The organism is Anaerophaga thermohalophila DSM 12881 (genome assembly GCF_000191885.1).
In the GTDB taxonomy this organism is placed as follows: Bacteria; Bacteroidota; Bacteroidia; order Bacteroidales; family Marinilabiliaceae; genus Anaerophaga; species Anaerophaga thermohalophila.
In genome coordinates this window covers 1-489 of sequence record NZ_AEWI01000112.1, presented here as the reverse complement: position 1 = coordinate 489, position 489 = coordinate 1, and the positions used below count along the sequence as shown (strand labels likewise).

At 45.4% G+C, this 489-nt stretch carries 1 protein-coding gene; it reads right to left on the bottom strand.

All coding sequences use genetic code 11. The features are described 5' to 3' along the window. Window positions 1-295: 295 nt before the first annotated feature. The coding region (locus ATH1_RS21995; protein ID WP_044115509.1) for a hypothetical protein at window positions 296-489 on the bottom strand (194 nt) is incomplete at its 5' end.

Here is a 489-nt window from a genome sequence, read left to right as displayed (position 1 = left end):
ATGTGACTTCCTGATTGCCGGGTAATTTAATAACCGAATTTTCCGATTACTTATTCTTTTTAATAATTTAGATTTCTGTCAGCACTTGTACAAAACCTTTTTCACCTGAATAATCACAACCATAGCCATAATTCAGTTGAAGCTCGAGTGTATTGACCCGCGGCCCAAACTGTACCTGTGCCGCCCCTGTGGCCCCGGAAGTCTTCAACGGATGAGTAGAATGAACTTCCCCTCATTGACTACAAATGCCCTTGTAAGTAGAGGCTGCTGAAAAAGTCAGCAGCCTGTTTCAAATTTATTTTCCATCGTTCTTTTTGGCATTGCCCAAAAAAGAACCAAAAAGGTCTGGTCCGCTTAAACCTGTCTCCCCGCGAAAACCAAAATTTTCGGCCATTGCGCAAGGCCATGTACGTCGCCCATTTTGGCTTCCCGTCATCCGCCGGCCCGGAAAGCGGACAGGCCACCGCGCCTTTTTAATAGTTAAAATCG